General features: G+C 61.5%; 11 protein-coding genes and 1 tRNA gene. 5 read left to right on the forward strand and 7 right to left on the reverse strand.

Annotation, left to right across the window (positions count from 1 at the left end; genetic code table 11):
• Nucleotides 1–83: 83 nt before the first annotated feature.
• The 4 genes from ACRECS_RS17830 to ACRECS_RS17845 all read left to right on the forward strand — a co-directional run bounded on the left by ACRECS_RS17830 (nt 84) and on the right by ACRECS_RS17845 (nt 6997).
• Complete coding sequence (locus ACRECS_RS17830; RefSeq protein WP_431584289.1) at nt 84–3614, forward strand: type ISP restriction/modification enzyme; 3531 nt, start codon at nt 84–86, stop codon at nt 3612–3614.
• A 72-nt stretch (nt 3615–3686) separates the two neighbouring features.
• A complete protein-coding gene (locus ACRECS_RS17835) occupies nt 3687–4304 on the forward strand; it encodes a hypothetical protein (protein WP_431584290.1) in 618 nt (205 codons plus the stop codon).
• Nucleotides 4305–4312: 8 nt separating this feature from the next.
• Nucleotides 4313–5401, forward strand: a complete 1089-nt coding sequence (locus ACRECS_RS17840) for a helix-turn-helix domain-containing protein (RefSeq protein ID WP_431584291.1) — start codon at nt 4313–4315, stop codon at nt 5399–5401.
• Between the two features lie 480 nt (nt 5402–5881).
• Nucleotides 5882–6997: a toll/interleukin-1 receptor domain-containing protein gene (locus ACRECS_RS17845; RefSeq protein WP_431584292.1), complete on the forward strand. Its 1116-nt coding sequence runs from the start codon at nt 5882–5884 to the stop codon at nt 6995–6997.
• 106 nt (nt 6998–7103) lie between these two features.
• Here ACRECS_RS17845 and ACRECS_RS17850 read toward each other — a convergent pair whose 3' ends face one another.
• The 3 genes from ACRECS_RS17850 to ACRECS_RS17860 all read right to left on the reverse strand — a co-directional run bounded on the left by ACRECS_RS17850 (nt 7104) and on the right by ACRECS_RS17860 (nt 11307).
• Nucleotides 7104–9008, reverse strand: coding sequence for a UvrD-helicase domain-containing protein (locus tag ACRECS_RS17850; protein ID WP_431584293.1), 1905 nt, complete (start codon nt 9006–9008; stop codon nt 7104–7106).
• A gap of 2 nt (nt 9009–9010) precedes the next feature.
• Nucleotides 9011–10996 (reverse strand): ATP-dependent nuclease, encoded by a 1986-nt coding sequence (locus ACRECS_RS17855; protein ID WP_431584294.1) that lies wholly within the window; start codon nt 10994–10996, stop codon nt 9011–9013.
• 220 nt (nt 10997–11216) lie between these two features.
• A tRNA-Ser gene (locus ACRECS_RS17860) sits at nt 11217–11307 on the reverse strand.
• A gap of 101 nt (nt 11308–11408) precedes the next feature.
• On the opposite strand from ACRECS_RS17860, the gene ACRECS_RS17865 reads away from it, so the two are divergent.
• Nucleotides 11409–12293 carry a peptidylprolyl isomerase gene (locus ACRECS_RS17865; protein ID WP_431584295.1) on the forward strand — a complete coding sequence of 295 codons (885 nt, stop codon included), beginning with the start codon at nt 11409–11411 and terminating at the stop codon, nt 12291–12293.
• Between the two features lie 371 nt (nt 12294–12664).
• On the opposite strand, the gene ACRECS_RS17870 is transcribed toward ACRECS_RS17865, so the two are convergent.
• Genes ACRECS_RS17870 through ACRECS_RS17885 form a run of 4 tightly spaced genes read right to left on the reverse strand, consistent with a single transcriptional unit; the run spans nt 12665 to nt 16183 of the window.
• Nucleotides 12665–13270 carry an ABC-type transport auxiliary lipoprotein family protein gene (locus ACRECS_RS17870; RefSeq protein WP_431584296.1) on the reverse strand — a complete coding sequence of 202 codons (606 nt, stop codon included), beginning with the start codon at nt 13268–13270 and terminating at the stop codon, nt 12665–12667.
• Between the two features lie 8 nt (nt 13271–13278).
• On the reverse strand, nt 13279–14247 hold the full coding sequence (locus ACRECS_RS17875) for an MlaD family protein (RefSeq protein ID WP_431584297.1): 969 nt from the start codon (nt 14245–14247) through the stop codon (nt 13279–13281).
• Entirely contained in the window at nt 14247–15077 is an 831-nt protein-coding gene (locus ACRECS_RS17880) for an ABC transporter ATP-binding protein (protein ID WP_431584298.1), read from the reverse strand. Before ACRECS_RS17880 ends, ACRECS_RS17875 begins: the two co-directional genes overlap by 1 nt.
• On the reverse strand, nt 15074–16183 hold the full coding sequence (locus tag ACRECS_RS17885) for an MlaE family ABC transporter permease (protein ID WP_431584299.1): 1110 nt from the start codon (nt 16181–16183) through the stop codon (nt 15074–15076). The genes ACRECS_RS17880 and ACRECS_RS17885 overlap by 4 nt, the downstream gene beginning before the upstream one ends.
• Between the last annotated feature and the right edge of the window lie 28 nt (nt 16184–16211).

Consider the following 16211-nt stretch of genomic DNA (forward strand, 5'->3'; position numbering starts at 1 on the left):
ATATCCCTCTCGGTTCGCCATCCCGGTGCTCCGAGCCTTTTCGATCCATTTCGGGCGCGCCACGCCCGCTGAAAGGTTTCCGGTTGTCCACGCCACTTTCAGAGTCGATCGCAGTATACTGCTCCGACACGCGCAATCTGGAAGCGCTCCCGTCATCGACGGAAACGACTTTCTATCCAGATGTGCGTACCCTGCTCGCGTCCGTCCTGAAATCCGAAAAGCTGCCGTTTGATGTCCGAACCGGCACCTCGGAAAAAGGCGCCGCCAGCCACGACATGCCGGACTTCGTGCTCGGTGACGGCGCGCTCTTTGTGGGCGTATTCGGTGAGGTCAAACGCGCCAGCACGACATTGGAAGATCTCGCGACATCGACCGAGCAGAAGGATCAGATCGGGCGTTACCTCGCGCAAACGGGCGTCGTTCTTCTATGCAACGTCCGCGGCTTCGGCCTGCTCGTGTGTGACCCGGCCTATGTACGAGACGGGGTGACCCCGGTCCCGCCGGACAAGCGGGTGCTGCAGAAGACGGTGGATTTATGGGCGGCGGTAACCGGCGGCGCAAAACCGAAGATCGATGCCGAAGCGATCGTCGCGCTCGTTGACATCGTCACCCATGCCGTCACTGACTTGGCAAGAATTGGTGCGCCATCGGATCTCGCCAAAATCCTGGCGCGGCAGGCGCGCGACGCAAAGGACGCATTGCCGGGCGATCTCAAGCCGCTCAAGCCGTTGCTCGACGACTATCATCAGGCGCTCGGTCTCGCCTTCGACATCGATGACGAGAAAGGGGCGCGCTTCTTCCGCTCATCGCTCGTCCAGTCGGTATTCTATGCGCTGTTCGCCGCCTGGATCTTGTGGGACAAAAAGGCCGATGCGGACGCGGTGTTCGACATAGACGACGCCCATAGCTTCCTTCCCATTCCGTTCCTCGACGCGTTGCTGCACGACATTCGCCACCCGTCGCGTATGAAGCATCTCGGACTCGAACCGCATTTGGCGCGAGCGATCGCCACGCTCAACCGGGTGGATCGTCCGCTGTTTCGCGGACGGATGACCTTCCCAACGATCGATGGCGAAACCTCGACCGCGGCAATCACGTATTTCTACGAGCCATTCCTTGAGGCGTTTGATCCCAAGCTGCGCGAGGATCTCGGCGTCTGGTACACACCGCCCGAGATCGTCCGCTACCAAGTCCGGCGTGTCCACCATTTGCTCAAGACCGACCTCGGCCGACCGCGCGGCTTGGCCGATCCCGGTGTGATCGTGCTCGATCCCTGCTGTGGAACAGGCGCATATCTCCTCGAAGTCGCCCGCTGCATCGCAGAGGAGCTGATCGCAGAAGGTGACGCCACTACCGTCGGGCTGGAGCTGACACGAGCGTTTCAGGACCGCGTCATTGGCTTCGAAATTTTGACCGCGCCTTTCGCGATCGCCCAGTTGCAGCTCTATCTGCTGCTGGAGCAACTCGGAGCCAAACCAGACGCCGATCGGCGCCTTGCCGTCTATCTGACGAACGCGCTGTCGGGCTGGCACGAACACGGCGACGTCAAACTCAATTTCCCTGAGATGCGCGAGGAGTTCGACGCCTCCCAGCAGGTCAAGCGCGATGCTAAGATCATCGTCGTCATCGGCAACCCGCCTTATGACCGCTTTACGGGCGCGGCTCAGGCGGAAGAGGCTGAACTCGTCGCCCACTACAAGGGGATCGAGCTAGTCGAGCAAAAGACCAAGGATGGCCTGGTCAAGCTCGACAGCTTCGGCCGGCCCCTGATGAAACAGAAGGGTAGCAGCCAACTCTACGAAGAGTTTGGCGTCAGGAAGCAGTTGCTTGATGACCTTTATGTTCGCTTTCTTCGATTGGCCGAAGAGCGGATCGGGATAGCCGCCGATTATGGCGTGGTCTCCTACATCTCCAACTCCTCCTATCTGACGGGCCGATCGCACCCGCTGATGCGCCGATCGCTGCTATCGAATTTCCATGCCGTCTGGGTCGACAATCTCAACGGCGACAAATATCGCACTGGCAAGATCATTCCCAAGGGGCTGCCCGGCGCCGGCACGCGGGACGACAGCGTGTTCACGACCGACATGGACTCGCGCGGTATCCAGCCCGGGACGGCGATCGTCACCTGGATAAAGCGGGCCGAGGCGCCGACCAAGCCGGCTGCCACACAAGTCCATTATCGCGACTTCTGGGGTCCGGCTGCGCGAAAACGCGAAGCGCTGCTTGCCAGCCTGCCGAGTGGAGAGGCGATCGTCCCCGGCGAGGCGCCGGCCCATGAGGACATTCATCCCAGCGCTGAAGGGCGCTGGCGACTGTCCCCGCGCGTGACCGAGGGTGGCTTCGAGGCTTGGCCGGCACTCGACGAACTATTCCCGACAAAATTCCAAGGAGTGAATCACAATCGCGGCGTCGAAGGCGGCGTGATCGACGCAGATGCCGCCACGCTGACGACCAGGGTCCGGAAATACTTTAACGCCGAAAGCTTCCAGAGCGCCGTTCTCGCAGCTCCCGAAATCGCTCAAGCGAAAGCGCGGTATCAACCGGAAAAGGCCTGGACTGCCCTCAAGGAGGAGGGACATTTCAAGGCCGAAAGCGTGAAGCCGTTTCTGACCTTCCCGCTTGATCAGCGGAATATCTACTATGTCGAAAAGCACAAATGGCTGAACGAGGCTCGCCCAGAATTCTCGCAAAACCTCGCCGCCAACGAATGGCTGATCACCGTTCCGGAACCGCGCAAGGTATCCGAGACCTGGCCGCTTTACGCCACCACGCTGGTAAATCTGCACGTTCATGAACGTGGTTCGGTGGTTTTCCCGCGCGAGACGATCAGCAACGACCTGCTTGCGCACCGCGATGCCAATATCGCCGAGCCGGCCTGGCGCGTCCTGCGCGATCATTTCGGCCTCGCCGGGGAGCGCAGTGGCGATACCGCGCGACTCCTGGTCGGCAGATTATTTCGCGTCGCCTTCGCTCTGCTCCATGCCCCGAGCTATCAGGCTGAACATAAGAGCGCGCTGTCCAGCGATTGGGCTCATATTCCCATTCCAAAGAACCCCGACCTGTTCGACAAAATGGTCGACGCCGGCGACAAGGTCGTGCGCCTGCTCGACGCCAATAGGGATGCGCGCGACGTGATCGACGCCGTGCTAACGCCTGCGCGCTCCGCCCTTCTCGGACAGCTCCGCCGGGTCGATGGCGCACAGGTCTCGTCGGAGGACCTCAAGCTGACGGTGACATATTGGGGCGGCGGCAAGGGCAAATGGACCTCACGCCCATTCACCGATCCCGAGCTGCCCGATGCGGCGTGGGATCAAACGTGGGGAGATCACACCGGGGATCTTTTCCTGAACGATGAAGCACATTTTGCGCATGTTCCAGAGGCGGTATGGACATATCAGCTCGGCGGCTATCCCGTGCTAAAGAAGTGGCTCGGCTACCGCCAAGCTGACCGCCGGGCGGGCCACGGTATCACCGACGAGGAGCGCCGCTGGCTGCGGCAGATGATCCAGCGGATTGCAGCGCTTCTTGCGCTTAGGTCGACTCTCGACACACTTTATCAGCAAGCCGTGGCAGAATGTTTTTTGGCGAGTGAGCTCGGTCTCAGGGTTTGAGAATTTAAAGCCGCATTGACGTGCTAACTTTTTTCTGCTCAGATGAGGTCTGAAAAGTTAACAGGGGTGGTCATGGCGGTCCTCGCAGAAGAATTTGAAATCGCACCCCGCCTCGAGCAGCTTCGCGTAACCAAGGCGGAGTTGCTCCAGGTCGTCCGCGCTGCGGTCGGCGCTCGGCGCAACGCCACGCCCTTTCATCCGCTCAGTGCAGGCGGGCTGCTCGCCTACCTCGCAGGCACCGAACATCTTCGCCGCGTATTTCTGCCGCAGGGCTGGCAGACTTGCCGACGTGACAATATCGAATCGATCTTCCACGCCGAGATCGGCATCAAAATCGTCTATCAGAATGCCGACCGTGCAGGTGATCCCATCTGCGATCCGATTGCCGTTTCGAAAAAGGGAGCCGGTGCGGCACGCGCTGTCGAACTTGGCCAATATGACCTTTTCCCCGAAGTGCGGGAGCAGGAGGTGGCCGAGATCACGGCGGCGACATGGTATCTATTCGTGTATGCCGACGGCCCCGACGTTCGCGCTGAGCTTTCCTGCCCGGTCGCGATCAATGACGAGCAGTTCGATCAATTCCACGAGCGCATCCTTCTCGTGCAGAAGGGCGATTGGGAAAGTCCCGACCCATTGGCGGACGACGCGCCCCCGGTCGATTTCGAGGTGTCTGTTTCGCGTAAGAACTGACGATTGCTATGTTTAACTATCGTAGGCTCATTCTCGGCCGGAAGCGGCGAAAGATGACCGCGCGCTCGCTCGCCACGGCCGTGGGCGTTTCGCCAATTACGATCTCGCGCCTGGAAAACGGTGTGAATGAGCCCGAAGAGGAAACGCTTAGCGCCCTTTCCAGAGTGCTGGATTTCCCCCCCGAGTTCTTCTTCGCGGGAGATTTTGATGATCTCCCAGTGCAGTCGGCCAGCTTTCGCAGCCTAACCTCCATGACGGCCAAAGAGCGCGACGCGGCGCTGTCGGCTGGCACCATCGCCTTCTTGTTCGACGACTGGATCGAGGAGCGCTTCAATCTTCCTGCTGCTGACGTGCCCGACCTTCGCGCGGACGCCACACCGGAGGCAGCCGCGCAGGCCGTGCGAGAATATTGGGGTTTGGGTCAGCAGCCTGTTCCCAGCATGGTGAAGCTACTGGAGGCCAAGGGCGTCCGTGTTTTTTCGCTTTGCGAGGACACCAAGACGGTCGATGCTTTTTCATGTTGGCGGAATGCACAGCCCTTTGTGTTCCTCAACACCTTCAAATCTACTGAGCGCAGTCGTTTCGATGCGGCCCATGAGCTGGGGCATCTGGTGATGCACCGGCACGGCGAGCAGCAGGATAGCCGACAGGCTGAAAATGAAGCTGACCAGTTCGCGTCGCACTTCCTTATGCCCAATGACGATGTCGCGGGGCGAATCCGTTACGTCACCGGGCTCGAGGAACTCATCCACGCGAAAAAGCGGTGGGGTGTATCGGTCGCCGCACTGACCTACCGGCTGAACAAGATGGGCGTCGTCAGCGAGTGGCAGAACCGGACGTTCAATATCGAAATCTCTCGCCGCGGCTACCGGACCCATGAACCGGAGGGCCTGGACCCGGAATGCTCAGTCGTCTGGCCGCAAGTATTGGGCGCATTGTGGAATGAACGCACCACAAGGGATCACATCGCCGCTGAGCTGCATCTGCCGACGCACGAGCTGGAGAGCATTCTCTTTCGGCTTGTCGATGGCATAGCGCATCGCGGCCCCGGGCCGCAGGGCAAAGATATGAGGCTGGTCTCGACGCAGGACAATTAGAAAGGCCCGGCTTGGACGAAGGTACGCCCGAACGACTCCGACGAATCTGGAATCAGAAAGAAATCCCGGTCCTCCTAAGGCGAGGACCTGGACATCGGCTCCGAATGCGACTGCCATATGAGCCCACCAATAGAGCCTGGATCCGCCGCGATCGGCGTTCCAACCCCGACTGGGACGAGCAGCGGCGTTTTTGGGAAATCCCGCAAGCCTGGTTCAACGCGCTCGTCGCGCAGTGTCTCGAAAAGTTCGGCAAGGTCTATATCATTCAGCCCTATCGCGAGCAGGAGAAATGCGCGCCAGCTTGTTGGAATGCGACCGGCGACGAATGTCAGTGTTCGTGTATGGGCGAGCATCACGGCATGCACAGCCCGGCGGGCAAATGGAAAATAGTGTCCGACACATTCGCTACGTCCTGGGGCGAACAGGCCTTGGCTTGCCGTCTTGTGGAACGCAAAATCGAGGTTTGGGCTGGGAGCGGCGATGACACGGGTGCTGGCTGTTGGACTGGAGCAGGGCGAGGATTTCAAGCTGGAAGGCGTCGAGATCGAGACGCTCGGCCTCTGCCGGGCGGAGATTGACGCCGACCGTGCCGCTTTCCCGCTTTATGAATATGATGCGATCATCATCAATCCGCAGAGCTTCTCGCACTTTCTCTTCGGGGTACAGACCGAGCATTCGGGTTCGGATGGGGAGCTGTACAGACTTAAGGCTCAGCGCGCTGCATACGATATGGACTCGCTGTTCGATCCGGATGCGCGTGCCAACGAGCTGATTGCCGCCATCGAACGCGGCGCCACGGTGATCTGGTGCTTGTCGCCATCACGCAACCAGAATTTCTTTGGCTACCGCGAGACCTGGCTCGGCTATTGCGCACCGGCCGTGCACAGCGCCGTAAAAAAGAGCGAGACCGTTACCCGCAAGGGGCGGGAGATTGGCAAGGTTGATGCTGACTGGCCCTTCCAGCGTCTGTTCGAGGTCCTTTCAAAATCGACTTGGACCACCAGTATGGCGACGCCCAACGCCGCCATCGCGGGCATGGCTTGGACTCCCGACGGCCACAGCCTCGGTGGGCGGTTCGAAAAAGATCACATTCGGGGTTGGCTGACGACAGCGCCCACCTCGCAGGAAGCAGCCCGCGCCCTTATCGTCGACACCGTTGCACTCGCGGAAAAAACCCCGGCAAAGGCGCGCTACCATGGCCTGTTCCTGAGTCACACGAGTGACGACAAGCCCTTCGTTCGGCGGGTCGGAAACGACCTTAAGGCACGAGGTGTGCCAGTTTGGCTGGACGAAGCGGAAATCCAGATCGGCGATTCGCTCACCGGCAAGATCGCCGAAGGCATAAAGCGCAGTCGCTTCATCGCCGTGTTTCTCTCGCCCAAATCAGTAAGCGCTCCTTGGGTGGCCAAGGAATTGGAAATCGCCATCAACATGGAAATCAAGCGCGAGGAGGTAGTCGTCTTGCCCCTCGTGATCGAGAAATGCGAGCTTCCTCCTTTTCTCGAAGGCAAGCTCTACGGCGACTTCACGGCCGAGGATCAATATTCCGCTACACTCGAGAAGCTGCTGCGGCGACTTCAGCTGTCGTCAGTCTGAGGGTCGCCTAAAAACTGGCTGACGGCTGAACTAGACACGAACTGCGTATACTGGTTCCGATCTTCGACCAAACCATGACTTCAGATGGCGCTTCTGGCAACCAAGCTCATACCGCGGCAATGGTCGGCACGCCGGCCGATGCGAGCAATTGGTAGAGCGCCGCAATCCGCGCCCGGCCACCACGCGTGGCGCAATAGGTGAAGACAACCCGTTGCTTGGCCCGTGTAAACGCAACAAAGAACCCCGCTGTCGCCTCGATTTTGTCGTTGTCGAAGCTCCACCATGCGCCATCGTCGAGCCCGACGAAGATGACGCTGTGATACTCCAGGCCCTTGCTCTTGTGGATCGTCATAAGCGGGATCGCATGAAGGCCTTCATAGCTATCGAGGGCCGCACCCCAGTTCACAGCACCGTCGCAGCACGCGGCAAGATGAAGACCGGCAGCTTCGCTCACCTTCTTGAACCAGTCGCCCTGTGCATAAGGCGGATGCGCGGTGGTCAGCCGTTCGCGCCCGACGAAATCCAGCACCTCAGCAACGAGTGCATGGCTTGCTGCTGCACCGATAACTGGCGCTGGATGGGCACGCCGGAGCGCCAGCGCAAAATTGTCTAGCTCCCGAGCCAGCCGCGTCTGGTCAGCGACATCCTCTATCCCAATCCCCCACAAACTCTGCAGAGCTTCGAGGCATTCGCTCCAGTGCTTGCCGGCGCGGTCGGTCATGGCGAGACGCAACATACAAACAAGCAAGGTCGATATTTCCTCCGCCAGCAGTTCCTGGAGCATCACAGCACCGGTCGCGCCGGCTTCATTGCGCAGCGCGAGCCCCGCCTCCCGAAACGCCGGCTCGAGCACGGCCGCATAATCCGCAGCCTTTTGCCGGACGAGCAGGACGATATCGCGTGGCCCAATGCCTTGAGTCTTCATTTCTGCTGCGACGAAGCCGGCGAGAGACGCCGCCTCGCTCTGCGGGCTCGTAAAATCCCGAATTGCGCAGCTGTCCCCAGAGATCGTGCCGCTCGCCTTCGAAATGGGCCGCACCGCTCGGCGATCCAGCGCCTGCGCGAGCACATGTTGAATCGCGACCAGCGCAGGCGACGACCGATAGTTGTGGAATAGCGGTGTGGAGGTTGCGCCAAAATCTGCGTCGAACACCGCGAAGGGATCATCCATCGCCATCGCCCAGCGCATGATTTGCTGTTTGTTGTCACCTACTGCCGTCACGATCGTGTCGCTCTGATGGAAAATCGTGTGCGCAAGATCATACTGGACTTGGGTGGTGTCCTGAAACTCGTCCATGAACAGGTGCGAATAGGTCAGCTTCAAGGCCTTTACGACGAGCGGGTTCAGCCGAACCAGCAATTCGACGAGCCGGCCGATCATGGGGAACGAAAGAGAGGACTTCTGCCCTTCGTGCAGGGAGGATTGCCAGAAGCGGTCCGCGGCCCATTGCGCCGGTGTCGGATTGTCCCAACCATCGCGCGGCAGCCGCGATCCGACCAGATGCCGGCGCTCGAACGTCTTGATCGAGATCGCTTGGATGTCGGCATAGGAGCCAACCGATTCCGGCGGCGTACCGATCTGCTGTTGGAGAAATCCCCTGAACATTGCGTCGTTGGTTAGCAGGATTTCATAGTCCGCCCGCGGCCGCCAGCGGTTCGGGAGCGTCTGCCCAAAACGGTCGAGCAGACCCTTGGCAAACGCATCGAAGGTGAGCGAATCGAATCGCCCAGCATGGTCCGGGTGACTGCGCTTGCGAACTCGGGAGGCCAGATTCACCGCAGCGTCGCGCTTAAAGCTGATAGCGAGGATCCGCCGCGGTGCCGGTGCTGCCCCCGTTTGGAGCAGATAAGCGGCGCGTTGTGCAAGCAATTCCGTCTTGCCGGCGCCGGGACCTGCAATGACCGAGCGGTTGTCATGCGAGCGCACTACCAGGAGCGCATTGGCCTCAAGTTCTTGGACCCCGATCGGCTGCCACTCATCAGGTCTCACCCGGCGGCTGAGCACGGCCATGGTCAGTCGCGCCGCAACGATGCCGAGACATGAGCAAGGAGTGCTGCGAACACCGTCGGCATGTCCCCCTTCATCGTCTTCTTGGTGAGATGGGTCAGCGCCGCTAAATGGGTTGCCGGCTTGCTGCGATTTAGAAAGTGGTAGCAATAGTCCGGGAGCAGCTCTGCATATCCGGCGTATCTCCCCTTGTACAAGGCGAGCCCCGGACCGCCCGTCCCTAGCGCTGTCTCGGCAGCCTTTGCCTCCGGCATCTTCGGGCCACCGCCTGCCGGAATGATCGCTTCATACGCATCCGGAAACGCTTTGATCATTGCCAAGTCGAGATCCAATGGTTCGGAAAAATAAACGCCGTAGCCTTTAAGGCAGTCGATCCATCCTTTCAGAATTTTGCGATCTTCATCGTCCTGCCAGGTGTGCATCTTGGCGAGATCCTCATCCGACAACATGCCGTTCTCGATCTTCAGGAGCTTCGCTTTCGAGACACCCACACCGATCAAATTCTGGATCGCCGTCTTGATCCGTCCGAATCCACCCCCCGCACGTCCCAGATCGAGATCGAGCAGCGTGGCGAAAGGTATTCCGAGATCCGACAATAGCCGCCAGAAGTGCTGAACGTGGCGCCCACCAAGCGGGACAATCGCGACGAACGCAGGATCGATCAGTAGGCCCAGCGCCTCCGCCAGCCGAGGTAGGACGATCCGTTCTGAATCGCCCTCCACAAGAACGACGAAGCGGGCAAAATAGAGCTCCGGATAGGCCAACATTGCGCCGCGCACGAACTTGGCTTCCTCACTCGCGCCTACTGGCAGAGTGATCCGTTTGACCGTCGAGACCCGTGTTTTCGCGTCGCAACGGCAATAGCGGACCTCGCGCGGTGGCACTCGGCTGAGGACTGCGGGCGAATGGCTCGTCACGATCGCCTGAGCACCACCTTCTTCCGTGAGTGAGCGCACTTGCGCCACGATCCGGGCGAGAAAGTAGGGCGACAGGTGGTTTTCCGGTTCCTCAAGCGCGAACAGCGTCAGCGCGGGAATCCGCAGCTGGTCATCATGAAAACCCTCAACCTTTCCGCTTACGACCTGCCGCTCCAGATCAAATACCGCAGCCGCCAACGCGAAATAGAAGAGTGACTGCTGACCATCGCTCAGCGCATCCAGCCCTCGTTCCTGACCGTCGGGACCCTGCTCAAAGATTACCGCGATCCGGCTGATAACCTCCTCGAACCGCCGGCTGACCAGGCTAAGCCGCGGCTTGGTGTCGACCACCTCATCATGCAGATTCGCCCATCGCTGTTGCAGAGCCTTGCCAATCGCCTCGATGGCAGCTTCCGCTTCGAACGCCTCGGATAATGATTGGCTCGTTTCCTGAACCGCGTCTTGCGTATCCGACGACCATTCAATGGCGCGCAGCAAGCGCGCCGCCAGGGCGCCAGTCGTCGCTTTGACCTGGGCCGCCGCGTCGCGGCTGGCGGGCGTGTAATAGAGCTGGATCAAACCTCGATCCGTCGGTGACACCGGATGCTTCTTATCGTCGCCCGGTACAGGGTCTAGTGTCTCGACCCAGAATGTCTGCTGTGTGACTGCACCCTCGACCGTGCCGTCATCTTCCCAGCTTGCCTCCAGCCGCATGCGACAGACTGGCCCGTCAAAGTCGCCGCGATCGATGAGCATATGACGGAACGACGGCGCGATCGTCTCTGGCGTTGCACTGTTGTCCTCAAGCTCGGGGAGCCCAATCAGCACGTCAATGAAGAGTGTCTTCGTATCGCGATCGTCGGGATCATCATCAGGCCCCAGATGAAAATCTGACCGGACGATCGTGCGCTGTGCGCGTGATACGCCGAACAACTTGGCTAGCCCCTGCAACAAGGCTGTTTTACCGGCGGCGTTGGGTCCGACGACCGCCGTGATTTCCCCGGACAGTTCGACCGCTGTCGGTGTCGCGCCGAAGCAACGGAAATTCGAGAGTGTGATGCTTTCGACGAGCATGGTGAGTCCGATCCGTAAGGCAACGGTTTGGCAAAGGGGTCGTACCTTCGCTTAGCATTTCCAAAGCCGCCGATGGCCAAGTACGCGACCGCACAGCCAGCAGCAATCAGCCTGCCGCAAAGCGTTCACTGTTGATCGCGATAGTTCGCCGCGGAAACCGGGTTGCTAACCGGGTTGCCGGCCCCAAGATGGGAAATTATCCAATTATTTCAACACGAAATGGCGGAGCGGGAGGGATTCGAACCCTCGATACGCTTTTGGCGTATACTCACTTTCCAGGCGAGCGCCTTCGACCACTCGGCCACCGCTCCGCATTTCCCGGACAGGAAGGCGCTGCCCTAGGGCCTGATGCGAGCCGGTGCAAGCGGCGAGCGATTGCATCGGCGCATCCGCTCGTGCCACACTCCCGGCCATGCTGATCTCACTGCTTTCGCTGCTCGCCCTTACCCCGGTTCAGGCCCCGGTCCAGGCAACGCCTGCCACCACCCCACCGACTCCACTCCCGTCCGATGTCGCGGAGCAAGACTGGCGGCCGATCCCCGATAACGAGCTGCTGGTGATGACCCTCACCGGCAATCGCACGGTCGTGATCCGCCTCGCGCCGCGCTTTGCGCCTGAGCATGTCGCCAATGTCCGTACCCTCGCCAAGGCGGGTTGGTGGGACGCGTCGAGCGTATATCGCGTGCAGGAGAATTGGGTCGCGCAATGGGGCGACGCGACCGAGCAGAAGCCGCTCGCACCAGGCGTGGTCAAGAGCCCGGCGGCCGAATATGAGGTTGCCGGCTTCACCGTTGCGCAGCGGCTGAGCAAGCCGGATTCGCATTCCACCGCATCGGGCTTCAGCGCCGATGGCTGGCCGATCGCGACCGACGGCAAGGCGGCGTGGCTGACGCATTGCTATGGCATGGTCGGCGTCGCCCGCGGACCGGCGCCCGATACCGGCAGCGGATCCGAACTGTTCACCCCGATCGGCCAGTCGGCGCGGCGGCTCGACCGCAATTACACCGTGGTCGGCCGGATCATCGAGGGCATGAAATATCTCTCGGCGCTGCCGCGCAGCGACGCGGCGATGGGCGTCTATGCGACCGAAGCCGAGCGCTCCGGCATCGTCTCGGTCCGGCTGGCCAGCGACATACAAGCCGCCACGCGGCCGAAGTTCGAATACCGGTCGACCGATAACGCGCGCTTCGCCGCCTTTATCAAGCTGCGCGAGAACCCCGCACCACCAACGATCGGATCGGGCGGTGTCGAGCTGTGCGAAGTGCCGCTGGCAACCCGCCGGGTGCCGGCCAAATAATATCGACAGGCTGCCGGAGCCGGTGATTCGCGCCCAACAGCCGATGCTGTTTCCTGCCGTCATTCACGCGGATTTTTTCCGCTGCTGTTAAGTTGGATTTTCGGCGAGATTTTCCGCTTCTCTTTCAATCGCTTACACCCTCCCGATGCTGTTATTCAATAACAGCATGAAAACAGCGAATAACAGCGTGAACGCAGTGCTGCTTTCCGCCCGAACAGCACGGAAAAACCTCCGACATTTCTTCAACCATGAGAAAGAGCGCGGCTGGAACGCCAGATGGCGCTCCTCCGGCTCGACACTGTCCGGTCCGCGGCCCATGTTGAATCGAGCCGGTCCGAAACCCCGATCATTGCGGCGGGCGAGTTCGGACCTTAGCGCCCAACCCAATCGGCGACTTCGCCGGCGACCTGGTTTGCGGCCTGGTTGAGGCCGATGCCGACCGCGCCCGCCTCGATCGCGCCGACCGCCACGCGCGCCTCGAAACGGCGCTTCTCGACCACGCTGGCCGGCCCGCGGGTCAGCGACGCGTCATAGGTCACCACCGCTTCCTTGGTCGTCGCATCGACGCCGAAGCTGCGCAATTCACCCGACAGACGGGCACCCGGATCGGCAAAGGATTGCGCGCTGCTCAGCACCACGCGCCCGGTCTTTGCACCGACCGTGTCGGACAGCAGCCGCGCGAACAGCCGGGCGGGCTGTTCGACCCATTGCGCCTTGGCGACATAGGCGATCGCCGTATCGCTTGCCTGGACCGGCACGCGGGTGGTGGCCAAGGCCTGCGACACCGCCGGCACCTGAATGGTGATTGTCGCGCTCTTCGACGAATCCTGCACCTGCCCGACCGGCACCGCCGACGCGGAGCTGATCGTCAGCAGCACGGGCGGCGGCTTGGCGCCAAAGCTGATGCAGGCGGACAGCGGCAGCAGGGCCACGGTTACCAGCAGTTTGGGAGCCGGCAATTTCGGGAGCTTGGTCATCGGGCGCCTCACTTGCTGGGCTTATAGTCGGGAAGTTTCGGCGAACCGACCAGCGCGCCGGCCCCGCCCTGGTCGATCTTTTCGGCGACCGAGGTCAACGCGGCCGACATCTGGCGCAGATCATGGACGAGCAGGCCGACCTCCGGGATCGTCTGCTTCGAAAAGGCCTGAACCCCGGGACGCGCATCGCCGATCACCGCATCGAGCGATTCCATGCTGCGCTGTGCCGCGGCAACCGCCTTGCTGAGATTCTGCGTCGCGGGGCGGACATCCTCATTGATCATCGTGTTGGTCGTGCCGGCAAGCTGGCCGATCTGCTGCGCGGCGTCGCCGGCCTGCTTGATCGCTGTCCGCGTTTCGGCGAGCGCCGCCGCAATCTCGGGCCCACGGTCGGCAAGGGCACCGGTCAGCCGGTTGGTATTGGCGAGAATGCCAGTGATCGATTTCTGGTTCTTGTCCGACAGCATCTCGGTCAGCCGTTCGGTCAGGGTCGAGAAGCGTTCAAGCAACTGCGGCGCCGAGCTGAGGATCGCCCCGAGCCCGCCTTGCTTGGGCGGGATCACCGGCACGCCGTAAGGGCAGGATTTCTCCGGCTCCAGCTTCGGGCAGCTGATCGCCGGCGCATTCTTGACCGCCCCGTCGAGCTGGATCTGGCTGACGCCGGTAAAGCCGACGCCCTGAATCGTCGCGGTGGTCCCTTCGAGCACCGGCGTATCGTCATTGACCGAGATGCGCACGCGCACGAACTGCGGATCGGGCTTCCACAGCGAAATCTCCTTCACCTGCCCCGCCGGCACGCCCGAAAAGGCCACCGCCGACCCTTTGTTCAGGCCATCGACCGACTGTTTGAAGAAGATGTCATATTCCTTCTCGGCCGAGCCGCTGAGCCGTGCGATCCACACCGTGAACAGCGCCAGCACGGCCAGCAGGATCAGCACCACGGCACCGACCAGCACATGGTTCGAACGGGTTTCCATCAGCGCCTAGCCCCTGCTTGTTCGTTCTGCTCCCGCGCCGCGGCTCGATCGATCGATGCGGTCGCCGCCCGGCCGCGCGGGCCGTTGAAATATTCCTGGATCCATGGATGGTCCAACGCGAGAAGTTCCGGAATCGTGCCGACCGCGATGACTTTCTTGTCGGCCAGCACAGCGACCCGGTCGCAGATCGCATAGAGCGTGTCGAGATCATGGGTGATCAGGAACACGGTCAGGCCGAGCGTCTTCTGCAGCCCCTTGGTCAGCTCATCGAACGCCGCCGCGCCGATCGGGTCGAGCCCGGCAGTCGGTTCGTCGAGGAACAGCAATTCGGGATCGAGCGCCAGTGCGCGCGCGAGGCCGGCGCGCTTGCGCATGCCGCCCGACAGTTCGGCGGGATATTTCGGTCCGGCATCGGCGGACAGGCCGCTCATCACCACCTTGTACGCTGCGACCTCGTCGAGCAGCGACGGATCGAGCTTTGGATAGAATTCGCGCAACGGGACCTGGATATTCTCCGCGACCGTCAGGGTGGAGAACAGCGCCCCGCCCTGGAACAGCACGCCCCAGCGCTTGCGGATATCGACCGCCTCGGTCTCCTCACGGCCGATGGTCGGTTCGCCGAACACGGTGATCTCGCCTTCGTCCGGGGTCTGCAATCCAATGATCGAGCGCATCAGCACCGACTTGCCGGTACCCGATCCGCCGACCACGCCGAAAATCTCGCCGCGCCGGACCTCGAGATCCAGCCCGTCATGCACCACCTGATCGCCAAAGCTGTTCTTCAACCCATGGACCGTGATGACGGCTTCGGGCACCTCCGCCGGGCTCATGTCCAGCCGACCCAGGTGAAGAACACCGCGAAGAATGCATCGAGCACGATCACCAGGAAGATCGCCTGCACCACCGCCGAGGTCGTGCGCAGGCCGACCTGTTCGGCATCGGCCTCCACCATCATGCCCTGGAAACAGCCGGCAATGGCGATGATCGCCCCGAATACCGGCGCCTTGACCAACCCGACCCAGAGGTCAGTGATTGGCACGACTTCGCGAATACGCTGGATGAAGGTGATCGGCGGGATATCGAGCGAAATCCAGCACAGCAACCCGCCGCCGATGATCGCGACCAGCGAGGAATAGAAGCCGAGCAGCGGCATCAACAGCACCACCGCGAGCGTGCGCGGCAGCACCAGCGCCTCCATCGGCGAGACACCGATGGTGCGCATCGCATCAACCTCTTCGGTCAGCTTCATCGTACCGATCTGCGCCGCAAAGGCGGAGCCGGAGCGTCCCGCGACCATGATCGCGGTCATCAGCACGCCGAGTTCGCGCAGCGTCAACCGCCCGACCAGGTTGATCGTGAACACTTCTGCGCCGAACTGGCGCAGCTGCACCGCGCCCTGCTGTGCAATGACGATGCCGATCAGGAAGCTCATCAACCCGATAATGCCAAGCGCCGACACGCCGACCACCTCGAAACGCTGTACCGTCGCGTTGAAGCGGAACCGGCTCGGGTGGCGGATGACATTGCCGAGCGCGATCACCGTCGCGCCCATAAAGCCAAGCAGGCCGACCGTGGTCTTCAGCGCGATCGACGTCGCTTCGCCGATTTCACCGAGCACGCGGGTGAAACTGCCGACATGCGCCGGACGCATCGCAACACTCTGATCCGCAGCCTGGACCTGGGCGAGCAGATGTTCGCCGTCCGGATCCAGCCCTTCGATCTTCGCGTCATGTTCGCTGGCAAAGCGATGCACCACCCAGGCGCCCACCGTATCGATGCGCTCGATATCGCTCAGGTCGAGCCGGTCGACCGGCCCGGTATAGGCACGCAGCCGTTCCGGCAGATCGCCGATGCGCGCGAGCGACAAATTGCCGGTGAAGCGCAGGACATCGCCGTCACCGGCGCGTTCGTGCGAGAAGGCGGCCTGTGCGTTCATCGGCCCCATCCTTGGTGCAATCGCGCTG

The sequence above is a fragment of the Sphingomonas sp. genome, assembly GCF_050725575.1.
GTDB lineage: Bacteria > Pseudomonadota > Alphaproteobacteria > Sphingomonadales > Sphingomonadaceae > Sphingomonas.